28 protein-coding genes are annotated in these 22,659 nt (G+C 40.6%); 5 read left to right on the top strand and 23 right to left on the bottom strand.

Annotated features, from left to right (window positions below):
- Positions 1–4: 4 nt before the first annotated feature.
- From NST01_RS01295 to NST01_RS01270, 6 genes are all read right to left on the bottom strand, one after another.
- Entirely contained in the window at positions 5–361 is a 357-nt protein-coding gene (locus NST01_RS01295) for a rhodanese-like domain-containing protein (protein ID WP_341041351.1), read from the bottom strand.
- A gap of 11 nt (positions 362–372) precedes the next feature.
- Positions 373–855 carry a DsrE/DsrF/DrsH-like family protein gene (locus NST01_RS01290; RefSeq protein ID WP_008343885.1) on the bottom strand — a complete coding sequence of 161 codons (483 nt, stop codon included), beginning with the start codon at positions 853–855 and terminating at the stop codon, positions 373–375.
- Between the two features lie 126 nt (positions 856–981).
- Positions 982–1,242, bottom strand: a complete 261-nt coding sequence (locus NST01_RS01285) for a metal-sensitive transcriptional regulator (protein WP_341041350.1) — start codon at positions 1,240–1,242, stop codon at positions 982–984.
- 122 nt (positions 1,243–1,364) lie between these two features.
- The gene (locus tag NST01_RS01280) at positions 1,365–1,829 is read right to left on the bottom strand and encodes a DMT family transporter (RefSeq protein ID WP_058214100.1); all 465 of its coding nucleotides are present in this window, start codon (positions 1,827–1,829) and stop codon (positions 1,365–1,367) included.
- Between the two features lie 13 nt (positions 1,830–1,842).
- Entirely contained in the window at positions 1,843–2,271 is a 429-nt protein-coding gene (locus NST01_RS01275) for a DMT family transporter (RefSeq protein ID WP_035390625.1), read from the bottom strand.
- An 83-nt stretch (positions 2,272–2,354) separates the two neighbouring features.
- Complete coding sequence (locus NST01_RS01270; RefSeq protein WP_008343888.1) at positions 2,355–2,669, bottom strand: ArsR/SmtB family transcription factor; 315 nt, start codon at positions 2,667–2,669, stop codon at positions 2,355–2,357.
- Positions 2,670–2,862: 193 nt separating this feature from the next.
- Here NST01_RS01270 and NST01_RS01265 point away from each other — a divergent pair, with 193 nt between their 5' ends.
- The 5 genes from NST01_RS01265 to NST01_RS01245 all read left to right on the top strand — a co-directional run bounded on the left by NST01_RS01265 (position 2,863) and on the right by NST01_RS01245 (position 9,480).
- The gene (locus NST01_RS01265) at positions 2,863–3,843 is read left to right on the top strand and encodes a DUF4917 family protein (protein WP_341041349.1); all 981 of its coding nucleotides are present in this window, start codon (positions 2,863–2,865) and stop codon (positions 3,841–3,843) included.
- Between the two features lie 123 nt (positions 3,844–3,966).
- Positions 3,967–6,030, top strand: a complete 2,064-nt coding sequence (locus NST01_RS01260) for a thioredoxin domain-containing protein (protein WP_341041347.1) — start codon at positions 3,967–3,969, stop codon at positions 6,028–6,030.
- Positions 6,031–6,182: 152 nt separating this feature from the next.
- Positions 6,183–6,953 carry a SurA N-terminal domain-containing protein gene (locus NST01_RS01255; RefSeq protein WP_017358711.1) on the top strand — a complete coding sequence of 257 codons (771 nt, stop codon included), beginning with the start codon at positions 6,183–6,185 and terminating at the stop codon, positions 6,951–6,953.
- A 218-nt stretch (positions 6,954–7,171) separates the two neighbouring features.
- Positions 7,172–8,506: a glycerol-3-phosphate transporter gene (gene glpT, locus NST01_RS01250; RefSeq protein WP_008343899.1), complete on the top strand. Its 1,335-nt coding sequence runs from the start codon at positions 7,172–7,174 to the stop codon at positions 8,504–8,506.
- Between the two features lie 92 nt (positions 8,507–8,598).
- Positions 8,599–9,480: a glycerophosphodiester phosphodiesterase gene (locus tag NST01_RS01245; protein ID WP_017358710.1), complete on the top strand. Its 882-nt coding sequence runs from the start codon at positions 8,599–8,601 to the stop codon at positions 9,478–9,480.
- A 38-nt stretch (positions 9,481–9,518) separates the two neighbouring features.
- Here the strand turns inward: NST01_RS01245 and NST01_RS01240 are convergent, their stop codons facing one another.
- The 17 genes from NST01_RS01240 to NST01_RS01160 form a co-directional block, all read right to left on the bottom strand.
- A complete protein-coding gene (locus tag NST01_RS01240) occupies positions 9,519–10,907 on the bottom strand; it encodes an amino acid permease (RefSeq protein WP_048001358.1) in 1,389 nt (462 codons plus the stop codon).
- Positions 10,908–11,126: 219 nt separating this feature from the next.
- Positions 11,127–11,885 carry a DUF4097 family beta strand repeat-containing protein gene (locus NST01_RS01235; protein ID WP_212047230.1) on the bottom strand — a complete coding sequence of 253 codons (759 nt, stop codon included), beginning with the start codon at positions 11,883–11,885 and terminating at the stop codon, positions 11,127–11,129.
- A gap of 27 nt (positions 11,886–11,912) precedes the next feature.
- Complete coding sequence (locus NST01_RS01230) at positions 11,913–12,584, bottom strand: bacitracin ABC transporter permease (RefSeq protein WP_341041346.1); 672 nt, start codon at positions 12,582–12,584, stop codon at positions 11,913–11,915.
- A gap of 28 nt (positions 12,585–12,612) precedes the next feature.
- Complete coding sequence (locus tag NST01_RS01225) at positions 12,613–13,245, bottom strand: TetR/AcrR family transcriptional regulator (RefSeq protein ID WP_046342507.1); 633 nt, start codon at positions 13,243–13,245, stop codon at positions 12,613–12,615.
- Between the two features lie 129 nt (positions 13,246–13,374).
- On the bottom strand, positions 13,375–14,265 hold the full coding sequence (locus NST01_RS01220) for a helix-turn-helix domain-containing protein (RefSeq protein WP_148780787.1): 891 nt from the start codon (positions 14,263–14,265) through the stop codon (positions 13,375–13,377).
- 93 nt (positions 14,266–14,358) lie between these two features.
- A complete protein-coding gene (locus NST01_RS01215; RefSeq protein WP_341041343.1) occupies positions 14,359–15,303 on the bottom strand; it encodes an alpha/beta fold hydrolase in 945 nt (314 codons plus the stop codon).
- A 55-nt stretch (positions 15,304–15,358) separates the two neighbouring features.
- Positions 15,359–15,658 carry a hypothetical protein gene (locus tag NST01_RS01210; protein ID WP_017366494.1) on the bottom strand — a complete coding sequence of 100 codons (300 nt, stop codon included), beginning with the start codon at positions 15,656–15,658 and terminating at the stop codon, positions 15,359–15,361.
- Positions 15,655–15,873 carry a helix-turn-helix transcriptional regulator gene (locus NST01_RS01205; RefSeq protein WP_017358703.1) on the bottom strand — a complete coding sequence of 73 codons (219 nt, stop codon included), beginning with the start codon at positions 15,871–15,873 and terminating at the stop codon, positions 15,655–15,657. Before NST01_RS01205 ends, NST01_RS01210 begins: the two co-directional genes overlap by 4 nt.
- A 184-nt stretch (positions 15,874–16,057) precedes the next feature.
- Positions 16,058–16,663, bottom strand: coding sequence for an ABC-2 transporter permease (locus tag NST01_RS01200; RefSeq protein WP_008343909.1), 606 nt, complete (start codon positions 16,661–16,663; stop codon positions 16,058–16,060).
- The gene (locus tag NST01_RS01195) at positions 16,647–17,522 is read right to left on the bottom strand and encodes an ABC transporter ATP-binding protein (RefSeq protein ID WP_341041342.1); all 876 of its coding nucleotides are present in this window, start codon (positions 17,520–17,522) and stop codon (positions 16,647–16,649) included. The genes NST01_RS01200 and NST01_RS01195 overlap by 17 nt, the downstream gene beginning before the upstream one ends.
- Positions 17,523–17,527: 5 nt before the next feature.
- Entirely contained in the window at positions 17,528–17,899 is a 372-nt protein-coding gene (locus NST01_RS01190; RefSeq protein ID WP_008343911.1) for a GntR family transcriptional regulator, read from the bottom strand.
- A gap of 173 nt (positions 17,900–18,072) precedes the next feature.
- The gene (locus tag NST01_RS01185) at positions 18,073–19,200 is read right to left on the bottom strand and encodes a DUF418 domain-containing protein (RefSeq protein ID WP_341041341.1); all 1,128 of its coding nucleotides are present in this window, start codon (positions 19,198–19,200) and stop codon (positions 18,073–18,075) included.
- Between the two features lie 152 nt (positions 19,201–19,352).
- Positions 19,353–19,544, bottom strand: coding sequence for a hypothetical protein (locus NST01_RS01180; RefSeq protein ID WP_017366488.1), 192 nt, complete (start codon positions 19,542–19,544; stop codon positions 19,353–19,355).
- Between the two features lie 23 nt (positions 19,545–19,567).
- On the bottom strand, positions 19,568–19,987 hold the full coding sequence (locus NST01_RS01175; RefSeq protein WP_017366487.1) for a TlpA family protein disulfide reductase: 420 nt from the start codon (positions 19,985–19,987) through the stop codon (positions 19,568–19,570).
- Positions 19,987–20,502 (bottom strand): HEAT repeat domain-containing protein, encoded by a 516-nt coding sequence (locus tag NST01_RS01170; protein WP_341041339.1) that lies wholly within the window; start codon positions 20,500–20,502, stop codon positions 19,987–19,989. The genes NST01_RS01175 and NST01_RS01170 overlap by 1 nt, the downstream gene beginning before the upstream one ends.
- Before the next feature lie 18 nt (positions 20,503–20,520).
- Entirely contained in the window at positions 20,521–21,942 is a 1,422-nt protein-coding gene (gene skfF / locus NST01_RS01165; protein WP_017366486.1) for a sporulation killing factor system integral membrane protein, read from the bottom strand.
- On the bottom strand, positions 21,935–22,657 hold the full coding sequence (locus NST01_RS01160) for an ABC transporter ATP-binding protein (protein ID WP_008343917.1): 723 nt from the start codon (positions 22,655–22,657) through the stop codon (positions 21,935–21,937). The genes skfF and NST01_RS01160 overlap by 8 nt, the downstream gene beginning before the upstream one ends.
- Positions 22,658–22,659 lie beyond the last annotated feature (2 nt).

The raw sequence follows: 22,659 nt of genomic DNA, 5'->3' as shown, positions 1-22,659 counted from the left end.
ATACCTATAATCGCCAAGCATTCATGCCACCCTTGATATTCGTAATGTGGGTAAATCCCTGTTTTTTTAACAATTTAGCCGCCTGCATACTTCTCATCCCGCTTTGGCAGATCACATACACTTCTTTGTCTTTCACAAGCTCATGCGCTCGATTCCTTAACTGTGGTAAGGGGATATTTTGAAAGCCTTTTATATGATTTGTTTGAAATTCTAAAGGTGATCGCACGTCTATCAGCTGTTGATGCCGACTATGCAATTTAGGTTTCAGATGAGCTGCGTCCATTTGTTTCACACCCCGTACGGGAAGAAAACGGCTCACAAGCAAAGCGATCAAAATGATGAGCAAAAGCGTTTGAATCATGTATGGACCCCCTAGATAAATAAGTTCACATTCCCGATTTCTGCCTCTGCTAAATACGCTGCCACACCGGCATATTGAATGTCTGCTAGTAATTCATTCTCCTGTAGCCCTAAGAGATCCATCGTCATCGTACATGCCACGAGGTTGATCTCTTGTTCCTTTGCCATATCAATGAGCTGCGGCAAGGTCATGGCATTGTGTTTGTTGATCACATGCTTGATCATCTTCGGCCCCATTCCTGCAAAATTCATCTTTGACAGCCCCATTCGATCAGCGCCGCGCGGCATCATTTTGCCAAACATTTTTTCTAAAAATCCCTTCTTCAGTGGCACCATCTCTTCCTTACGCAAGGCATTCAGCCCCCAAAAAGTATGAAAAATAGTCACCTCGTGATCATAAGCTGCTGCGCCATTTGCAATAATATAAGCGGCCATCGCTTTATCATAATCTCCACTAAATAAAACAATTGTTGTTCGTTTTTTCTGTTCCTCCATCATGATCCTCCTTTTATAAATTACCCGTGGGGGTATATTGAAAACAAAAAAATATATACACATACCGGTAAGGGTATATTATAACAAGTAAAAAAATTCGTCAACCTCCAAAGGCTGAGGAATTTTTTACCGGCTTTTCACCAAGAGTTCAACCGCTTCTTTGACAAGCCCCTCTGTATCCTTGCCTTGTTCAAAACTTTCACGGACACATTGTTCAAGGTTTGTACTCACAATCACACCCATCGCCCGATCAATGGCATTGCGTGATGCAGATAGCTGCGTCACCACCTCACGGCAATCCTTTCCCTGCTCCATCATGGCAAGAACCCCTTTAATCTGCCCTTCAATCCGGCGAAGACGATTCTTCATCTGCTGATTATACTCCACGTTTAACACTCCTTTCTCTTTTCCCTATGATCAGATAGTATACCCTGACAGGTATTTAGTCAAACATGATGAATCAGTATAAAAGAGCTGCTGAGAGCAAATGTCGCAGCAGCACGTTCTCTTTAAGCACTCGCTTCCTCTCGAGAGCGCTTATTTCCTTTGTAAATAAAATAAAGAGCGATCAGCATAAAGAACAATGCCCATATGCGTTTGAGATCAAGTGAAATCACCAAGCTATGGAACCAGCCAAAATGATCAATGACCATTCCAATGACAAGCTGCCCAGCAATCCCCGCAATATTCGCAGCAATGACACCGATTTTCGGAACAGCGATCACTGTCAGAATTAAATAAGCCGTTCCAAGAAAAGCCGCACTCAACTGCCACTTCGGCGCATGCAAGAGATTCAACAGATGGCCGCTCCCAAAGAATAAAATCAGAATGGTCAAAAACATCGTACCCGTTAAAAAGGTCAAAAAGGTCGTTTCAATCGTACCCGCTCTCCTGCTAAACGTACCGTTTATGGAAGATTGCGCACTTAACGTAATGCCTCCGATGAAAGTAAATAAAATTAACAATAATGCCATATCGAGTTTCCTCCTAATGAATAAGAATAAGGGCAATGATCATCGAAATGACCGCAAATACCTTCTCTTTGTTTACTCTCGTTCTCTGACTCCCAAGCCAGCCAAAATGCTCAATCACCATACTCATCATCAGCTGACCAATAATGACAGCAACCATCGTTACCCCCACACCAACAAATGGAACACTCACCACAATAGACGTTAAATACACAACCCCCATCGCTCCGCCAAGCAGTGACCATTTCGGTGCCTTCAACGTATAGGAAAGGTCACCTTTGCCAACAAAGAGCCACAATAAACCCATAATAATTGAACCGACAAAAAAGTTATAAAAACTCGTTTCTAACTGTCCAATTGACTTCCCAAGCTCCGCATAGATGGCTCCTTCAAAACTAAGTGCCGCACCGGCTAATAGTGCAAGCACATAAAAAATTAAACGCATCATCAAATCTCCTTTGATTCAAATATTTATATATCTAGATAAACAGATATATAGAATAGAAAAAAACAGAAATCACACATCCTTTAGATCTCTGTTTTCATATATTGTCCGATCTGTTGGATAAATTCTTCATTTCGTCTATAGTATGTCCATTGTCCATGCCGTACCGATTCAAGCAGACCAGCTTTTTGCATCAAATGTAAGTAGCTAGAGACCGTTGATTGAGAAATTTGCGCCTTTTCTTGAATATCCCCAACACAAACGCCCCCCTTATAACTAACCTCCTTCGGTAAATGAGCGCCTTGCTTAGGAAAATGCTTCTCAGGTTCCTTAAGCCACTTTAAAATATTCAACCTTGTTTCATTCGATAATGCCTTAAACACATCAATAGGTTCCATGGCAGACATTGTATATCTAGAAATACCGATATGTCAAGTTGTGCTGTTTTGGAAGAAAATAAATCAGAAAATTATTAATAAGAGCTTTATGTTAAAATTCTCGCTATTAGTTTATATGAAATTTTTGGGAATAATTGAAATACTTCTGTTACAATAATAATAAAATTGGCTCCAAGGAAGAGGAGAGTTATCGATGATTGAAAGCTTTCAAGATTTATACGAAACTAAAAGAATAAAAACTGATCACTTACTTATTGGGAATGGTTTTTCAATAGGCATTTGGCAGGACTTTAATTATAAATCACTATATGATAACCAAAAGGAGTCACTCAAAAAACAAGATAGATTATTATTTAGTGAATTAGAAACAACAAACTTTGAGTATGTCTTAGAGAACTTAAAGCGAGCTATAAGTATAAATAAAATATTCAATCATAATAATGAAGAACTTTCGTACAGTTATGAAAATGTTAAACAGGCATTAATAAATGGAGTTGCAAATGTTCACCCCAATAATTTTGATAGACAGTTATATAGTAAAATAGGAGCTAATCATACGTTTAATATATTTAAAAAGAGTATCTTCACAACTAATTATGATCTTATACCTTATTGGTTACATATTAAATTGTCTAAAAAAGAAAGGGCAATCAATGATTTTTTCAGATTGAATGGATTAGATTTCTTAAATTTTGCACCTTCAAAAAATACCAAGTCCTTAAACTTATATTATTTACATGGCGGACTACACATATTTGTTAATAAGGTAGACTTAATTGAAAAAGTTAAAAAAAATAATCAGAACTACCTAATTGATGCAGTCATTGATTCTATGGAAAATAATAATATACCGCTCTATGTTTCAGAGGGCAATTGGGAAGATAAGTTAGAGCAAATTCAGTCAAATAAATATTTAAGGTTTTGTCACGAAGCACTATCAGAAATAGACGGACATCTAACTATTTATGGACATGATTTAAGTGAATCTGCGGACAAACATATAGTAGATGCGATTAACAAATCTAAAGTTGAAGTTATCGCGTATGGTATTTATGAATTAGATAAAAAAGAGTCAATTTCCGAAAGAATTAGAGCGTACTTCCCTGAAAGGAAAATACATTTTTTTGACTCAAACAGTTTTGACAAATCAGTTGAAATTTTAGCTAATATTTAGCTCGATATAGTAGTTTTAAATTTTATTCCAGAGTTAAAATAATTAAAAACGGTTATAAATGATGTAAATGTACACCTTTTATATCAACAGCACCTTAAATAGTAATGCGAAAGCAGGTGTCCCATGCCAAACAACCAAACACCCAACCCACTCATCACGGAAAAATCACCCTACCTCCTTCAACACGCCCACAACCCAGTTCACTGGTACCCGTGGGGGCAAGAAGCATTCGACAAAGCGAAACGTGAAAATAAACCGGTGCTTGTCAGCATCGGCTACGCCACTTGCCACTGGTGCCACGTCATGGCACACGAAAGCTTTGAAGATCAACAAGTCGCTGACATCCTAAACGAGCATTTCATTTCAATCAAAGTTGATCGTGAGGAGCGTCCAGATATTGACTCGATGTATATGTCCGTTTGTCAGATGATGACCGGGCAAGGCGGCTGGCCGCTCAACGTGTTTGTCACGCCTGATCAAAAGCCGTTTTATGCGGGGACATACTTTCCAAAAAGAAGTGCTTACGGCCGTCCCGGCTTCATTGAAGCACTGACGCAATTGCTGGATGCGTATCACAACGATCGTGATCATATTGAATCATTGGCAGAAAAGGCAACAAATAATTTACGGATCAAGGCAGCAGGGCAGACAGAAAATACGCTCACTCAGGAGTCGATTCACAAAGCCTATTATCAGCTCATGAGCAGCTTTGATACGCTGTATGGCGGCTTCGGTTCTGCGCCTAAATTTCCCGCACCTCATATGCTCACGTTTCTCATGCGTTATTTTGAATGGACAGGGCAAGAAAATGCGTTATATGCTGTCACAAAAACGTTAAACGGTATGGCAAACGGCGGTATTTATGATCATATTGGTTCTGGATTTACTCGGTATTCAACCGATGAAAAATGGCTTGTGCCGCATTTCGAAAAGATGCTGTACGATAACGCCTTGCTGATAGATGCCTACACCGAAGCCTATCAAATCACTCAACACCATGAGTACGAAAAGCTTGTCCAAGACCTCATTCAATTTATTAAACGAGACATGATGAATCGTGACGGCTCTTTTTATTCCGCAATCGATGCCGATTCAGAAGGAAAAGAAGGGCAATATTACGTTTGGACAAAAGAGGAGATCATGACCCATTTAGGTGATGACCTCGGCACTTTATTTTGTGCGGTCTACCACATCACAGAGGAAGGAAATTTTGAAGGACAGAACATCCCTCATACCATTTCCACCTCATTTGATGACATCAAAGCAGCATATTCAATCGACGACAAAACCCTTCATTCCAAACTGCAATCCGCTCGACGCATTTTACTCACTGTAAGACAGCAGCGACCTACACCGCTAATCGATGACAAGGTACTCACCTCGTGGAATGCGCTGATGATCTCCGCACTTGCCAAAGCAGGGAGTGTCTTTCATGAAAAAGAGGCCATCCGCATGGCAAAACAGGCGATGTCTTTTCTCGAAACACACCTCATCCAACAGGGACGCCTCATGGTCCGCTTCAGAGAAGGGGACGTAAAGCATCTAGGCTTTATCGAGGATTATGCGCACATGCTCACAGCGTATATGTCTTTATACGAAGCGACCTTTGACCTAGATTGGCTGACAAAAGCCAGAGCCGTTGCTGAAAATATGTTTGAACTGTTTTGGGATGAGCAAATCGGGGGCTTTTTCTTCTCAGGCTCAGATGCAGAAACGCTTATCGTTCGGGAAAAAGAAGTATACGACGGGGCCATGCCGTCTGGTAACAGTACTGCACTCCAACAGCTTCTGAAACTAAGCAGAATGATCGAACGTCAAGACTGGATCGAAACACTAGAGAAGATGTTCAGCGCCTTTTACGTCGATGTCTCTTCCTATCCAAGCGGACATACCGCCTTTTTACAAGGACTATTAAGCCAATATGCCGTCAAACGAGAAATCATTATTCTCGGGAAAAAGGGCGATCCGCAAAAAGAACAGCTTCTACAAGCATTGCAAAAACGATTCATGCCATTTGATCTCATTTTAACTGCCGAAACAGGGCAAGAATTAGCAAGGCTCGCACCTTTTGCAAAAGATTACAAAACGATCAACGACAGCACGACGGTCTATATTTGTGAAAACTACAGTTGCCGCCAGCCGATCACCAATCTCGACGAAGCGATGGAACAATTATTCCAAACTTGAGCTGTCATATGATGACTATGAGAAGACAAAATGAGGACAAACAGATAAAAAACATGTCAATCCGCTAACAATTCGTCTATACGGTTTTATTTTTCCTCTAAAACGGTTAGAATGCGCACTAGATGTTCTCATACCGAAGGGAGAGAAAATAATTGAAAAAAGTATCATATACACTCATTGCTTGTCTGTTATCAGTGGGGCTTGCAGCCTGCTCATCAAACGATGCGAAACAGGATAAGCAAAACGATTCAGCCAACAGCAAGGAAACAACACAGGCTGACCAAAAAGAGCAGCAAAAGCAAATGGAAGAGATGCAAAAGAAATTAGACGCACAAAAAATTGATGATCAAAAGGTCGTTGCGACCGTCAACAAAGATAAAATCACAGGAAGTGAATACAATAGCGCCCTATCAACCATTCAAGGTCAACTTCAGCAGTCTGGACAAGACCCAACATCTAAAGAAGGCGCAAAAGCTGTCAAAAAGCAAACCATTGATGCGCTAGTAGGTCAAGAGCTCATCCTGCAAGATGCTGAGAAGAAGGGCTATAAAGCCTCTGACAAGCAAGTCGATAAGCAGCTAAAAGAAGAAAAGAAACAATTTAAAGACAATGCTCAATTTGAAGAAGCACTCAAAAAGAGCGGACTGACAATGGATCAGCTGAAAAGTGATATTGCCGACAGCATCAAATACAGCCAATATGTCGACAAAGAAATTAAATCAGCCTCTGTGTCTGAAAAAGACGTCAAAGCGTACTATGACCAATACGCCGAACAAATGAAAAAACAAAAACAAAAAGCACCTGATTTCAAAGACGTCAAATCACAAATCAAGAAGCAGTTAGAATCTCAAGAAAAGCAAAAAGAAGTACAAAAAGAAATTGATCAACTAAAGAAATCTGCCAAAATTGATGTATCGATTTAACCACTATTAAAAATCCGCCATTGTGCGGATTTTTTTCATCACTTCATGAACTGTTTTTCCAAAATAATGACAAAAGCCTCATCATAAACATCTTCTCCATCCGATATGATGGGAGTACAAAAGAAAGCGTTATCAATTCTTTTGTCTCTGAAAAAGTACAAGATCAAAGACAGATCTCGTACTTTTGTTTTAGTCATATCTACAAGAGGAGGATGTTTATGTTCAAATGGTTTAAACCAGCTCCGCATATCGACAGGCTCGATGATGCCAAAACAGACGAAACCTATAAACGGCTGCGGCTGCAAGTCTTTTTGGGAATCTTTATCGGATATGCGGGCTACTATTTGCTGCGCAAAAATTTCGCATTTGCCATCCCTTATTTACAGGAAGAGGGGTTCACAAAAAGTGAATTAGGCTTTGTACTGGCGGCTGTTTCTATCGCTTATGGCTTTAGTAAATTCATTATGGGGATGATCTCAGACCGGTGTAACCCAAGATACTTTTTAGCCGCTGGACTTTTTCTATCAGCTCTTATCAATATTCTATTTGTCTCATTTCCATGGGTGACATCCAGTGTATGGATCATGTTTTTATTCATGTTCTTAAACGGCTGGTTTCAAGGAATGGGGTGGCCGCCATGCGGACGAACGATGGCACATTGGTTTTCGGTGAGTGAACGTGGAACGAAAATGTCCATTTGGAACGTCGCTCACAATATCGGCGGGGGGATTCTTGCACCGCTTATTACATTAGGAATTGTTTTGTTTGCGACGTGGAAAAGTATCTTTTTCTTCCCTGCCATCATTGCCATTATCGTCTCCTTCGTCATCATTCTTCTCGTACGGGACACCCCGCAATCCGCTGGTCTTCCGCCAATTGAAGAATACCGAAATGACTATCCGGCACAACAATATGAAGATCAAGAAAAAGAATTAACCGTAAAAGAGATTTTGTTTAAATATGTACTCAACAACAAATTCCTTTGGTATATCGCCATTGCCAACGTCTTTGTGTACTTTGTCCGTTATGGGGTCGTAGACTGGGCACCTACCTATTTAACAGAAGCAAAAGGATTCTCACCAGAGCATTCACGCTGGTCTTATTTCCTTTATGAATATGCAGGCATCCCTGGTACATTATTGTGCGGGTGGATTAGTGACCGCTTCTTTAGAAGCCGCCGCGCACCTGCTGGCGTCCTCTTTATGATTGGCGTATTAATTGCGGTTCTTGTGTACTGGTTAAACCCTGCTGGCAATCCAATGGTTGATAACATTGCCCTCATCAGCATCGGGTTTTTAATTTACGGACCCGTCATGCTCATTGGACTGCAAGCCATTGATCTCGCTCCGAAAAAAGCCGCTGGCACTGCTGCCGGGTTGACAGGATTCTTTGGATATATTGGTGGCTCTGCTTTTGCTAATGCCATGATGGGCGTCGTCGTCGATCACTATGACTGGACAGGAGGTTTCATTTTACTAGTTGGTTCTTGTATCCTTGCGATTGTGTTCCTCGCCATGACATGGAATACAGGAAAGCGCGTAGAGCAAGCTTAATGAAAATCACATAAAAGATTCATCTCCGCCCAACATGCCCTTTACATCTATTTCTTATGATGGAGGCAGTTACCGTAAAAGGAGGATAAAATATGAAGAAAAGTAGATTACTTGCTTTCGTGTTACTCTCTTTTGCTTTACTGTCTTTTGGTTGGGTGCCGACCACCATATCGGCACATGAACATCTTTTATCTCCAGATCGCATTTTAACCGTTGCACACCGCGGAGCATCAGGGTATGCCCCAGAGCATACCCTAGCTTCCTACAAGCTCGCCACAAAGATGAATGCAGATTACCTCGAACTCGACCTTCAAATGACAAAGGATGGACACCTCATCGTCATGCACGATGAAACGGTTGACCGGACGACAAACGGAACCGGCTGGGTCAAAGACCTCACACTTGCCGAAATCAAACAGCTTGATGCCGGTGCATGGTTTAACGAAGCCAACCCCGACAAACAAAATGCCCACTTTATTGGACAGCAAGTCCTCACATTAGATGAGGTATTACGCTACTTCGGTAAACGAGAAAATTATTATATTGAAACCAAAAAACCAGACATCTATCCGCAAATGGAAGAAAAACTATTGGCCGTCTTAAAGAAACATCATCTTCTTGGAAAACATACGAGAAAAGGGCAGGTCATCATCCAATCTTTCAGCCAAGAAAGTCTATTAAAATTGCAGAAACTCGCCCCTCGGCTTCCAAAAGTACAGCTATTAGATAGAGCGCAAATGACGTCTATTACAGATGATCAGCTCGACTTCATCAAATCGTATGCAGTGGGGGTCGGACCGAATTTTAGAGCTTTGACACTTGAAAATGTACAGCAGGTCAGAAGCCACGGACTCCTCCTTCACCCATATACGGTAAACAGCGAAGCAGACATGACACGTCTTCTGCAATACGGCGTCACCGGTCTTTTCACCAACTTTCCAGATGTCTTTCAGCGTGTCAAAGCTTCTCTGTAAACGACAAAAGCCTTGCGGTTGTTCCGCAAGGCTTTTGATTATTCCACCGTTTGATTAGATGGAGCAGTTTGGATCGGTTTTCTCTTTCCAATCCCAAATATGAAGAAGCTAAGCGCTACAACAATCAAGAAAACAATCCCCACAATAAGAGAAATACGCGTATCCTGATTAATGAGCATAAACACAAGAACCATCAATAAGAAGCCAATCGTAAGATAATTAGAAACTGGTGCTAGCGGCATCTTAAATGGATGCTGATCAAGCGCTGCCCCCTTCGCTTTTCTGAAGCCAATATGACTAATCAAAATGACAAACCAAGGCACCATACCAGGAAGGACACTCGCACTATACACATAAACGAAAATGTTTGGCGGCGAAACGTAATTTAAGACCACCCCAACCGCTAAACCAATCAGCACAGCAAATGTCCCAAAATACGGTACACCATTCTTCGAAATTTTTGTGAAGAAAGCAGGTGCCTGTCCATTCACACCTAATGTATAAAGCATACGTCCCGCACTGAAGATTCCACTATTACAGCCGGACATCGCTGCTGTAATGACAACAAAGTTAATAATACCTGCTGCTGCCGTAATTCCAATTTTCGCAAACGTCGCCACAAATGGACTGCCGAGCGTATTCAGCTGATCCCACGGATACACCGTCACGATGACAAAGATCGCACCGATATAGAAAATCAAAATACGCCAGATGATGCTTTTGATGGCATTTGTAAGCGTCTTTTGCGGATTTTGCGCCTCACCTGCAGTAATCCCAATGAGCTCTACCCCTTGATAGGCAGCAATCACTAGGGACAATGCAAACAAGAAACCACTAAATCCACCTGTAAAGAATCCGCCGTGCGCCCAAAGGTTAGACAAACCAATCGCTGTTCCACCATTGCCAAACCCAAAGAAAATAATGCCTAAACCTGCAATGATCATTAAAATAATCGTCACAATCTTGATCATCGCAAACCAGAATTCAAACTCACCGAATGACTTAACCGAAATCAAGTTGGCCGCACCTAAAATGATCATGGCGATTAATCCGGGAATCCACGCCGGTAACTCCGGGAACCAATATTTCATATAAGCGCCTACGGCGATAATCTCAGACATTCCAACAATGACCCACTGGAACCAGTTACTCCAAGCTGTCATATACCCCGCAAGCGGATGAATATATTGATGCCCAAATGTAGCAAAAGATCCCGTACTCGGTTCAAGATACAACATTTCTCCCATCGCACGCATAATAAAAAAGATAAAAATACCACACACTGCGTACGCTAGAAGAACCGATGGACCTGTCCATTGAATGGCTTTAGCTGACCCCATAAATAAGCCAACACCAATTGTGCCGCCAAGCGCAATCATTTGAATATGACGAGCACTTAACCCTCTCTTTAATTCCTTTTGAGCCACTTCTATTCCCCCTCATCAACAAACAACATAAAAAATAAAAAATCAGAATTTTCATTCTGATTCAAAATCTTCAATCTTTCGATGTATATTATCATAATAAATCTACCCTTAAAAAACAATTGTTTTTTTGAGGAAAACAATATTAGCAAAATATTCTGACATAAGAAGATGTTCAAATTATTTTATATTGATATATTGAATCAGAGGATCATCATCGCTTCAATGACCATCACTTAATAGAAAAGAACCTCCCCTTATATCGACCTCAAAGCTTTTCCCTCCATTTTTATAAACCATTCTCTCCTGATCATCAACACAGGGAAAGTCATTGTGAAAAGTACCTGATCTTTTCTTCACATAACAAATAAATCCATCATTTTCCGGAATCGCCACTTTAACAGATGATCCAGTTGACGTCGATTTGAGTGAATCCAGCATAGCCTTTGAATGTATCTGTACCCTTCTGCCTATTAAATTCAAATCAATATCCGAAAAAGCACCTGCCATCTCCACTTTTGACGAAGTAGTACGCAGGCTCAATGTCTGCGTGTTGAGCTGTTGACTAGAGATAAATCCACCCACTGTCTGCAAGCGCAGATGCTTGATTTCTCCCGTAAACATGGACTTTCCAGAAATCAATTGGCAGTTAGCCTCCTTCACCTTCAGTCCATCCAAGAATAGATTTGCTCCTTTACAATGAATAGACAAGTACTGCAACTGTGTCCGTGGGAGGTAAATCTCCAAATCCGTCTTATGAAGATGAAGACCCAAGCTGACCGCTCTTTTTCTCTTATCTTGAATGACCAGCCTACCTCCCTGCACTTGATGATGCAGTAAATACCGATGGGGGAATACATGATTGGTGGTCTGCTTTATCAATACATAAGGATGATCATGGTGATGAAGGCGAACATCTCCCACCAGCCAGTTTAAAGAAAGTTGCGCTATGACTTCTTCAATTCGAACCGTATGCTTCACATGTCTCCCTCCTTTTCCCATCATGAATTACCTCGTTTGCATCCGGCCGATGCGGCTCCACAATTCCAAAATCACAATGAGCACTGCCGAGATCATCACTCCTGACAGGACGAGGTTCAATTGATCATTTCCATAAATGGCCAGCGATACATTTCCTAAAACAGCACATAAAACAATTGCAGTCAGGACGGTCATCAAAACAGATTTCTTCCTCAACCCGATTCTCATCGCCATCAAACCAATCGCTTGAACACAAACAATCAACATAAAGAATGTTTTCATCAATTGAAACAGAGCACCTGCCGTCAGCGTATCATGAACAATAGGGAAGAACATTTCAGACACACTAAACACAACAAATGAAGGAATGATGCTGCACATCATCGCAAACGTTGAAAGGCACACCATCCATATCATATGAGAAAGGAATCTCACTGAATTGGATGTGCGTTCCTGATCAACAGTCTTGCCTACACGCCAATACAGCATAGCTGTGATGATAGAAAAAAAGATCATCCATACTGTACTCGTTAACAAATAAATATTCGTATATTGCTGAAAACCCGGTTCGCGTTCAATTTTTGCAGCAAACGCAATAAAATAGATGAATACTAGCAGCACAATACTCGCGATAAAACTAGCTTGAATATACTGCTTCATGTGGCCTTTTCTTAGCTCAACCTTCATAAAATGAATCATACGTCATCCTCCTATCAGTTGGCATTCTTTATCTTTCGGGCAGATCATACCCGCCAATTTCAGCATAGTGCGCTGTCACCTTTTGAATAAATAGATCACTCACAATATCCACGCCAAGACCCTTCATCATCTGCTTTAAAAAACACAAACGCTGGACAGTTTCTTCATGATTGCGTACAAACAATGTGGGATTCAACCATATATTCACAAGAAGCAAAAATACTTCTGCCACTTCACCAGGAAACTTAGTTTCCATCGAACCATCCTCAATCCCTTCAATGATTAACTGTTTGATTCTCAAAGCATCCTGATTGACACCTGTCTTCATGCCTTCAATCACAAATTGCGGATTTTTCATCTGATCAACCAAGATCCCATCAATCGAATGAGACTGAGGGTCTGCCACAAGCTGCTCCAGGATAAGCTGCAGCTTCTCTTTCGCATGAGCTGCCTCCGTATGCTCAATTAACTCCTCAAGCTTCTCGGTTGCATAACGAAACTGCCGATCCATCACGCCGCGTAATATTTCATCCTTCGATTTAAAATGATGATAAATAGCCCCTTTAGACATATTCAACTCATGAATAATATCTTGCAAACTTGTCTTTTCAAATCCCTTTTCCTGAAACAACTTTGTCGACACATCCAAAATTTGCTGCATCGTCTTTTCTGGATACTTATTTCGCGCCAGTTCAAACGCCCCCTTTTACATACCGACCGTCGGTATGTTTATTTATATTTTTCATTATAAACGGTTCATGCAGATTTGTATACACCAAAAAAAGACCGCTCACACGGTCTTCTCAAGCTCAAAATGCAAATTCATCGGCACATCTGGCAAAGCCGAGGCCTCCTCCATATTCGTCGTAGGTGTTTTCTCATCCACTTCCTCAAATCGAAAACCGTCAGCCCAGACTGTTCCATGTCCGCTGAGTAGCACTCCAAAATGAATGGATTCACTGCGCGTAGGAACATCTAATACGATCGCATATTGATTCCATTCCGTAGAATCTGTCACAGGTCGATTCTGCATATTATCAAACTGCACCGTATCACCCTTTCCGTCATCTACCCGCATCCAAATTCCTGCTGAAGATACATTCTCTGTTTTCAAGAAAGCAGAGAGCTTCAATCGCTTGCCTACATACTCTTTTGCTTGAAACCCTTGCATCATCGTCGCAAACTGTCCTTCTTGTACGCCTTCTTTAGATGATAAAACACCTGATTGCTTTCCCGTATGAAATTCTGCTGTATCAACACCCATCTCATACATATGCGGATGTGAACCACTCAAACCCCAGCCAGGTACTGCTTCATGTAATGTCATCGAATCTTCCTCCTTTTTCATTCGCATGTCTCTCATCATGGACCTGTACATTCCGGGAGGTAAGGAATACAGATGCTTAAAAGCACGCGTAAAGGCTTCCTGCGATTGGAATTGTAACGAAAAAGCGATGTCTAAAATCCCCTGATCCGTATACAAAAGAAGCTGTGCAGCCGTAGCTAATCTTCGTTTCCGCACATATTCCCCCATCGACAGCCCGGTTTCTCGTTTAAACACACGCAGCAAATGAAAATGTGAATATCCTACTTTCTCAGGCACCTGTCTCAGCGACAGCTCATCCATCAAATGCGACTCCAAATAAGAAATCACCTCTTGCGTCACCCGACTATACATCATCTCCCTCACCTCTTCTTGATCATAAAACAAATCAGTTCACTCGTTTTGATCAAAATTGCGATGTTTCATCTGTCCAGCTGAGGAGGAAAACCGCTAACGTGAGCGCTCGTTGTTCGATAGAAACTCCCTCACATCATCTGCGATTTCTTTTGATTTCGTATGATGCAAATAATGGCCGCCTTTAAAAGTAACGACTTTTCCGTGGTCTACATGTTTCAGCAGCTCTTCATGCATTGGTTTCCAGCTTGGTGTTTCTTCCTCCGTTTGATCCGCTAGATAGAAAGCAACAGGGAGCTTCTTAGGGAAATGTAGGCGTTGAGCGTTTTTAAAATTGTTTCTAAAGTTTTCTGCCTCACTCGCTTGGCTTTCATCCAAGAAATTTCGGAAAGTCAGCATTTTAATCTGAGCTTTCGTTTGATCATCTACTTTAGGCATCACCAGTTGATCTGGATTCATTTTCACTATCAATCTGTAAAAGCCGGATTGATGAAGCAGCTGTAAGCTGGAGACTGGCAATTCATCCGTTTCCTGTTTAGGAACACTCGTATCAATTCCAACAAAGGCTTGGACTTCTTTTTCATATTGATTCACATATTCTAATCCATAAATGCCAGCAATCGAATGACCCATCAGCGTATATTTTTTAATGTTGAGTTTTTGCAAACATTCATGAATCTCATCCACAATGTTTTGACTTGTCCTTACTTTATCTGTGTCGTCACTTAAACCATAACCAAACGGTTCAATCACAACGACTCTATAATCTGGCGATAACTCCTTGACTAACGGTTCAAAATCCAGCACTGGTGAAGCAGTTCCATAGCCTGGGAGAAGGACAATCGTTTCTTTCCCATCGCCTTGAATGAGCACATTCATCTGCTTCCCATCTACCAAGACCTTTTGCCCATAATATTCTATTTTCCCCTGTTCTCTTTCATTACTAATTAGATTCACAACATAAACACTGGCTACAAATACAACCAAGACAGTCAGAATGGTACATAGAGCAATCAGCATTATTTTCAGTAATTTTTTCAATATTTTTTCTTCCCTTCATGATGAAGTACCCTAGCTTGCATCCGCAGATGAAAGATTAGTATTTTCTTTCACAATAGATAATGCCAATGGTATTTGCGCAAACACTTGATACATACATAAACGTAATCGCTATATAAAACCATTCCGTTGGAGATGATAATTCATGAACAAAAGCTTGAATGACAGCCACCAATATATAGGCTAATGCCACACCTACAATTGAAAAACTTCCAGCTTTCGCTAAAATAAATTGACCCCGTTCATCCTGTTTATATTCACGGCTTTTCTTAAATTGAAAGACCGTACTTAAGATAGAAAGGATAATCAGAGAATAAAGTATGATCGTTGTCATCATCGCTGTTGTTCCTCCTTGTCGACCTCTTGAAAAACGTCATATAAATCAACTTCAAATGTTCTCGCAATTTGAAATGCTAGTTTTAAAGACAAAGAATATTTACCATTTTCAATCGCTGCCACAGTTTGACGAGTCACACCTAACTTCTCTGCCAAATCCTTTTGTGTCCAGTCTTTTTCTGCCCGTAATACTTTCATTCTATTTTTAATTTCCATTTCAGATTCCTTTCTTAAAGGATGTTTTATTTAACATAATGTTAAAAATAATTAACATTATGTTAAATAACAATAACCTGTTTTCTTCTGTATGTCAATTTCACCGGATGCAAAAAAGAATCATCCATTTTGAAAGGCCTACCTCAAAATGAATGATTCTCTATAAATGATGTGATCATCTGATTTAAAACACTTTCCTCTGGTAAATCGCAGTAGAAAGTCCCCAAGACAGCAAGTAGATGAGCATAATCAGTACAGTTGACCCCGTATATACAATAGGGATCGATAAATTCATGATAAAATCAGTGATCCCACTGAATTGCTCTGCTAAATAGAGAACAACAGGCGGTCCCATAGCAGATAATACGATAAAGCCAATAATCACTGCCGTTGTGATATAGCCAGGCTTTAAGATATAAAACAATGGAAACGTACATGCTGCGAACAATAAAAACAACCCGCTGCCAATCGCAATATCTGACAGCGAAAACAGCTTCCCAAACACAAATAATGCAGCACTTGTCAGCACGATCGCAATACTCATATAGAAAATGGCGCCAAGATAACGTGATGCGATAATTTCTTTACGTGTATAGGGCAAGGAATTTAATAGAATATTCGTTTCTGCCTTCTCATCATAAGCATATGTGTTAAATGGAATGAAAACACTAGCGACTAGAAACGTTAATACTGGATGGACATCCATGAAAATAAAAAATAAGATAAACGGAATAAAAATAAGTAACTGCTTCTTTTGCAAAATCACATCACGCTTAATTAAATGAAACATGCGCAACCCCGCCTTTCAAATAAAACATGATATCCCCAAGCGACGCCGGTTCAATCACAACCGCATCCCCAAAAATAAGTTTCACCTCATCAATCCGATCTGTTAATGCTTCAAATCCGGCTGCCGTACGCTGAATATGGATAAACGCCTTTTCTGTGTCTCGATCCAGCAAATCAAGGCTCCCCTTCACCAGCGCATAATTCTCCGCCACCTCATGAATCGACTGTTGAAAGACCAATCTTCCATTTTGTATAAACGCAATATAATCCGCGATGCGATCTAAATCAGTCGTCATATGCGTTGAGAAAAAAATCGTTCGGTTTCCATCAATCATCAATTCTTGTAACGTGCCGAGCAGCTCTCTTCTAAATACCGGATCTAGCCCAGCAGTTGGTTCATCCATAATAATCAGCTCGGCATGATGCGACAGCGCAATCGCAAGTGACGCCTTCATCTGCATCCCTTTTGAAAATGTTTTAATCGCTTTATTCAGCGGTAGGCCAAACTGTTCAATATATTGATAAAAAAGCTGGTCATCCCAGCGTTTATAGGCAGGTGCCACAATTCGTTTGATGTCTTTTAAATTCAATCCTGGGAAAAAAACGTTAGCATCGTAAACAAAGCCAATTCGTTCCTTAATCTCTTTTTCATGCGTGCGATAATCTAATCCAAAAATTTTAATCTCACCAGAATCTGGTTTTAACAAATTCATGATCATTTTAATCGTGGTCGACTTACCGGCTCCATTTTCTCCAATAAACCCAGTAACAAAGCCCTTTTTGACCTGTAAATCAAGATTCTGCACAGAAAAGTCTTTGAACCGTTTTGATACTCCTTTGAATTCAATCACGTGCTCCACTCATCTCACTCCTCATACAAGAACTTTAATAACTGCTGCAATTCATCAAAAGATAAGCCTAATTCCTTGCCGTTTGTAACAACCGCTCCAAGCTGTTCCTCAATCACCTTCAATTTTTTCTCTCTCATGACCTCTAGGTTTTGCTCGGCAACAAATGATCCCTTACCGACAATCGAATAAATAAATCCTGCCTTCTCTAACTCTTCATATGCACGTTTTGTTGTGATGACGCTGATTTGTAAATCCTTCGCCAGCTTTCGGATAGACGGCAGTCCCGCACCTTCTGCAAGCTCACCCGTTAAGATCAACGATTTGATTTGCGTCGTAATTTGCTCATAGATAGGCTCCTTAGAATGGTTAGAAATCGTAATTTGCATATAAAAACCTCTTTTTTCTGTACTGGTATTCGCAATGAAATATTGTATATACACTATATATACATTATATACACATTGAGAAAATATTCAACTCCTTTTATGAACTTTTTTGAATGCGATCCAACTAAAAAACCGCACAGCTCTTCAGCCATGCGGTTCCTCAACAAATCAACTTATCTCCAATATACCCATTTTCCCATAAGCCATTCCAAAGGCCCTCTTCTCCATTTTTTCAAATAGAGATAGCTGATGAAGAGCTGTGCTGTGTAAAGTCCAACAGCAAGTAGCAGTCCAAACATTGAGCCCATTTGTCCGAATAACCCAAGTCCGTAAGAATAGAAAATCGTTGTACAAATAATAGATTGTGCTAAATAGTTTGATAAAGACAATCGGCCCAGTCCTGCAAGCAGACGTTTCAACCCCTGTGCAGCCTTTGAATAGTAGAAGACAATAAAAGCTTGAATATAACCGATCGTCAGGACATAGGCTCCTAACGTCAACACCATTTCACTCCAAGGAGCATCACTGAACGTCGCACATTTTAGCGCGAGCCCGATCAAAATCATCCAGATCCAGCCTTTACGATACGCCATCCCTCGATCTTCTTCTGTCAGATGACCTTTTTTCCCGATGGACATGCCAAGCAGTGCAAATGGCCCCACCATGATCGTACCGAATAGAAAACCTAAGATCGGCATCAACGTAATGGTCACGATCGCCATAATAATGGTCACAATCATCATATCGTCTTCAATCGTCACCCGGCTCAATAAAATCTCACCGTATGCACCCTTCGCATACACATCAGTTAACAAATCATCATTTCCATAAACAAAGGTCATCAGATATGGTAAAACCACTAATGACAAAGCACCTAACACACCTGACCAAATCAGCATTGTTTTGATCCGGCTGCTTAAAAACATCATCAAGAAAAACGTACATGCTCCATAATATAAGAGAATATCACCATTCCAAATGAATATGTAATGCAGCATCCCAAGCACAATAAGACCAAAGCCGCGGCGAACGACGATGGCATTCGTATTCAGCCCCTTGGCCTTTGTAGATTCAATCAGTTTGATAAAAGAATACCCAAACAAAAAGGAGAAAATCGGATAAAATGACCCCTGGAACAAGATCTCCGTCACATATACCCCAAATTCCTGTCCCCATATGCTCGGATCAAACATCTTCTCAAAATCATAATCATATTGAAAATTAAGCATATTCACTATCAAAATACCTAATAAACTAAAACCACGTAAACTATCAATAAACTCAACCCTAGATCCCTTCAACACGACAGCTCCTTCGGAAAATATAAAAATAAAGCATATTTATCCTACCACACTTTTAAAAAATTGGATCTCATCCCCATGTGAAAAATCATGTTTTAAGGTAAATTTAATAAAAAAACCTAGAATTTATATTCTAGGTAACCTACTTATGATTAATGACTCTTTTCATCCTTCCAAAGCACACGCTTCACATAAAACAAAATCCCCAATCCAAACAAAATCAACGGCAACTCCCAGTCTGCAGAAACCGGCAGCCATGTCAACATCATGAGAATCAGCAAAACAGCTCCCACACCTGCATAAAAGACCACCGTTTTTTTTAATTCTTGGTTTGATTGAAACAAAACGCTCTCCTCCATAACTCTAATTATGATCGTTTTTCTAGTTTTTTTAATATCTTTTCCCAGCCGGTATCTCCCATTTTCCGATCAATTAATTGTCCCTCTTTATCTATGAGGCAAAAACTTGGCAATCCTTGAATTTTATATTTTGTGACAATCTCATAATCTTGATCCAAAACAATGGGAGCAATGAGATTCTTTTCCTCCGCATATTTCGAAACAACCTCTATCGATTTTTCTTCTTCCGTATATGGAACATGGACACAGGTTAAATGGATACTCAACTGATCCACACTATGTAGAATGTGGTCGGTTAATTCTTCACAATGCGGACAGTTAACTGACCAAAAATAAAGAAGCTGAGTATGCCCTTCAGGTAAACACCGCTGATGTGAAGAATGAATCCAAGGAAGGTGCTCAGGCCATTTAAGTATTTGCGTTTCCACTACTCATCCCCCTTTTCTTTTAATTGAAAAGCGATGATTTTTCCTAGTGCCTCTTCTGCGGCAAAAGGGGCCACATTTCCTGATGGATTCTCTTGTTCCTGTTTTAGGCACTCGTACATATTTTTTTCGATTTTTGATGGGTCAATCCAAGAGATACACCACGATGCCCAAAAACAAGAAGGACCCTCATAACGCTTTGCCAAAGACAGAAGAAATGGCAAACTAGGCTGACCAATTCTCATGAGTGAGATCGCAGCCGCCATTCTTGTCTCCTCTTCTTCACTTTCTAACAGTTTAGCAAGAGCTTCTGCTGCATCCCCTGCATCTGCTCCAAATTCACCAAGAACCGCTGCTGCAATATTCCGCAAAGAACCCTCTTCTTTTAAGGCTTCAACAAGCACTGGCACTGCCTCTTTTCCTGATTTCCTTAATTCTCCCATGGCTTGAACGATTGTTACTTCATTCGTATTGACTAAACGTTGAACCGATTGGGATAGCTTATCTTCTGGTTTCATGACAATCAACTCCTCTTTTTAATGAGTCCCACGGCATCGATAACACATCACATAACATACACATCCAGCAAATACACATGTCATCGTTGTAAACCAGCCATTAGTGAACAGATGAATCCCAATGATGACTGCAGCACTTATGACAGATCCGATGAGCAATGATCGATAATAGATGCCCAAAGAAAGACTCGCTTCTCGTCTCAAAGGCTGCGTAAAGGCAAAGAGCCGAATGGTCAAAAACCAAATATAAACCCCTACCCCATAAATGGCCCAATACAATACATCATGAATCTCTAACAAGATAAGAGAAACCAAGTAGACACCATACAACCAAAAGGTTTGAAACACTTCCAATAGAAGAATTTTTTGATATAAAGCACCCGGAAAAAGATACAGCATTCCCGTTTGCCCGTGTCTTACAATCCCCGCGTAATATGAACTGAGCAGGACAGATGCACCAATGACCAGAAAGAATAGAGTCAACCAATTTGAAAAATAAGAACTGACGACATAATAAGTACCGATCAACAGCATGGTAGATAACAGATGGAAGGCAGCATACTTTTTGATCATCAATATTTCTAGCCAAAGGAAAGCCCAGATGCCCGTTAATGTTGAAAGCCCCCACCACGTCTTGCTTTTCTTTGGACTTATTGGATTTGCATGAACCTGTTTCCCCTCAAATTCCTCCCAAAATGCCGCCTCTTTGACTAACGACTCCATCATCTCTATACGATGACTCGACCTGTACATCATCATGAAAGATAAAATCATCATTCCAAGTAATATCAATACAGAAATGAATGAAAACTCCACTATCATGCGTCCGACTTGATACATCAAAGAAGCAGATATCTCCATCATTGACGACTGTTTCAATATCAATTGATTCATAATAAGCAATGAAAGACAACCAAACATCAGTATAAAACCAATGAAGAGCACTCGCTTATATACTTGAATGGTTCTTGCACAAGATACCGCAATCATCCATGTTTCGATCATACATAACAGCGCTGTTAACAGGAGTGATTTACCAAGTAGAAAAAAGTACTGCTTCGTTAAACAAAGAAGGAGGATATCAGCCATCACAGCAGAAACAATGAGAAGAGCACATCGCCAAAAAATGTGATATACCCATACACTCATCACAACCGTCCATAAGGAAGCACCACTTCCATACAACCACATGATATCGTTCATCTGACTAGGCAATCGATTCGAAAACAAGCCAAAGCCAGTATAAAGAACAAATAAAACGACAATGAACCATCCAGCTGTACTCGCATTCCAATCGCCCATACTTGAGACTGCGCTCAGCTGAAAACCAATGGCAGCAATCATAAGCAGCAAGATCAAAAAGGGCATTTTCTTTTCTTGATTTTTACTGATCAAGCGCCTTTGGGATTTCATCCATAAAAGGGAAAGCGTGTTATTCACTAGACCACTCCCCTAGAAGTTGAATGACTTCTGCCCGCCACTTCATTTGTTCTTCCTGCCGCTTAGGAACAGCGATACTTTTCATGATGGCACCGTCTCGAATCAATATCACCCTACTAGCCGTATCAAGAACAAACTCTAGACTATGAGTGGACACAAGAACCGAACCACCTTGAAGGCTCTTCTGTATCAGCCAATCTGACAGCCATTGTTTTGAAGGAATGTCTAACCCAACAGTCGGCTCATCTAAAATAAAAAGGGAGGCATCTTGCACAATGGCCCCTGCTAAGACGACACGCTGTTTTTGACCTCTTGAAAGCCTTCCGCACAATTCGTTCATCTTCATTTCGATATGTACTTCTTTCAACGCCTCAAATACCTTTTCTTTGATCTGTTTTAAACCTTTATGATAGCCTCTTGCACGGAATTGAACATGTTCAGCAACCGTTAAATCTGGGTACAAATATGGCTGATCTGGAATAAGAGCTACTTGTTTTTGGACATGGGAATGACCAGGAGGAAATCCCTCTATGAGTATTTCCCCTTGATCAGGTTGATAGAGACCTGTTAAACATCGAATGGTTGTCGTCTTCCCCGCACCATTAGGCCCAAGCAGCGCCACAACCTCCCCTGCTTCAACGGAAAATGAAAGACCCTCTATCCCATCACCATTGCTATATCGTTTGCTTACATTCTGAACCTCCATGAATGGCATCA

Origin of the sequence: Bacillus sp. FSL R7-0166 (assembly GCF_038008935.1) — a bacterium.
Classification (GTDB): Bacteria; Bacillota; Bacilli; order Bacillales; family Bacillaceae; genus Bacillus; species Bacillus altitudinis.
This window is presented reverse-complemented; position numbering and strand designations above follow the sequence as displayed.

What these genes read in the sequence shown, in the direction of transcription:
- glpT (WP_008343899.1), top strand. Translation starts at nt 7,172, where the DNA reads ATGTTCAAATGGTTTAAACCAGCTCCGCATATCGACAGGCTCGATGAT.
- NST01_RS01200 (WP_008343909.1), bottom strand. Translation starts at nt 16,663, where the DNA reads ATGTTTCATTTAATTAAGCGTGATGTGATTTTGCAAAAGAAGCAGTTA.
- NST01_RS01205 (WP_017358703.1), bottom strand. Translation starts at nt 15,873, where the DNA reads ATGGAAATTAAAAATAGAATGAAAGTATTACGGGCAGAAAAAGACTGG.
- NST01_RS01245 (WP_017358710.1), top strand. Translation starts at nt 8,599, where the DNA reads ATGAAGAAAAGTAGATTACTTGCTTTCGTGTTACTCTCTTTTGCTTTA.
- NST01_RS01160 (WP_008343917.1), bottom strand. Translation starts at nt 22,657, where the DNA reads ATGCCATTCATGGAGGTTCAGAATGTAAGCAAACGATATAGCAATGGT.
- NST01_RS01275 (WP_035390625.1), bottom strand. Translation starts at nt 2,271, where the DNA reads ATGCGTTTAATTTTTTATGTGCTTGCACTATTAGCCGGTGCGGCACTT.
- NST01_RS01295 (WP_341041351.1), bottom strand. Translation starts at nt 361, where the DNA reads ATGATTCAAACGCTTTTGCTCATCATTTTGATCGCTTTGCTTGTGAGC.
- NST01_RS01225 (WP_046342507.1), bottom strand. Translation starts at nt 13,245, where the DNA reads ATGCAGCAAATTTTGGATGTGTCGACAAAGTTGTTTCAGGAAAAGGGA.
- NST01_RS01290 (WP_008343885.1), bottom strand. Translation starts at nt 855, where the DNA reads ATGGAGGAACAGAAAAAACGAACAACAATTGTTTTATTTAGTGGAGAT.
- NST01_RS01210 (WP_017366494.1), bottom strand. Translation starts at nt 15,658, where the DNA reads ATGATGACAACGATCATACTTTATTCTCTGATTATCCTTTCTATCTTA.
- NST01_RS01280 (WP_058214100.1), bottom strand. Translation starts at nt 1,829, where the DNA reads ATGGCATTATTGTTAATTTTATTTACTTTCATCGGAGGCATTACGTTA.
- NST01_RS01230 (WP_341041346.1), bottom strand. Translation starts at nt 12,584, where the DNA reads ATGATTCATTTTATGAAGGTTGAGCTAAGAAAAGGCCACATGAAGCAG.
- NST01_RS01220 (WP_148780787.1), bottom strand. Translation starts at nt 14,265, where the DNA reads ATGATGTATAGTCGGGTGACGCAAGAGGTGATTTCTTATTTGGAGTCG.
- NST01_RS01190 (WP_008343911.1), bottom strand. Translation starts at nt 17,899, where the DNA reads ATGCAAATTACGATTTCTAACCATTCTAAGGAGCCTATCTATGAGCAA.
- NST01_RS01260 (WP_341041347.1), top strand. Translation starts at nt 3,967, where the DNA reads ATGCCAAACAACCAAACACCCAACCCACTCATCACGGAAAAATCACCC.
- NST01_RS01270 (WP_008343888.1), bottom strand. Translation starts at nt 2,669, where the DNA reads ATGGAACCTATTGATGTGTTTAAGGCATTATCGAATGAAACAAGGTTG.
- NST01_RS01265 (WP_341041349.1), top strand. Translation starts at nt 2,863, where the DNA reads ATGATTGAAAGCTTTCAAGATTTATACGAAACTAAAAGAATAAAAACT.
- NST01_RS01170 (WP_341041339.1), bottom strand. Translation starts at nt 20,502, where the DNA reads ATGAAACCAGAAGATAAGCTATCCCAATCGGTTCAACGTTTAGTCAAT.